Origin of the sequence: Cryobacterium sp. MLB-32 (assembly GCF_000738085.1) — a bacterium.
Taxonomy (GTDB): Bacteria; Actinomycetota; Actinomycetes; order Actinomycetales; family Microbacteriaceae; genus Cryobacterium.
In genome coordinates, this window is record NZ_JPRS01000795.1 from 1 (window position 1) to 443 (window position 443).

Annotated in this window: 2 rRNA genes; both read right to left on the bottom strand. The window is 50.8% G+C overall.

Annotation, left to right across the window (positions count from 1 at the left end):
* Window positions 1–62 precede the first annotated feature (62 nt).
* Window positions 63–179 (bottom strand): 5S ribosomal RNA (gene rrf / locus JF66_RS21430).
* Window positions 180–289: 110 nt separating this feature from the next.
* Window positions 290–443: ribosomal RNA gene (locus JF66_RS21435) — 23S ribosomal RNA — on the bottom strand; the annotation flags it as partial.

Here is a 443-nt window from a genome sequence, read left to right on the forward strand (position 1 = left end):
ACAGGGCGTTAACGCAAGAAAGCCACCCCGTGGGGTGGCTTTCAAGTGTGTTGCTAAGTTAAGTCCGGCGGTGTCCTACTCTCCCACAGGGTCCCCCCTGCAGTACCATCGGCGCAAAGAGTCTTAGCTTCCGGGTTCGGAATGTGACCGGGCGTTTCCCTCTTGCTATAGCCGCCGAAACATCTTCCGATGAATCGAACAAACCTATACAAATGTATTTAGTTATTTGTTCTCGACCGTACATCGAGAACCACATAGTGGACGCTAAAGCAGCTTCTTCAAACTGAGTGTTATCAAATTATCGGCTTATTAGTACCGGTCAGCTTCATGGGTCTTTAGTCCCCACTTCCACATCCGGCCTATCAACGCAGTAGTCTAGCTGCGAGCCTCTCCCCCTAAGGGATGGAAATCTTATCTCGAAGCCGGCTTCCCGCTTAGATGCT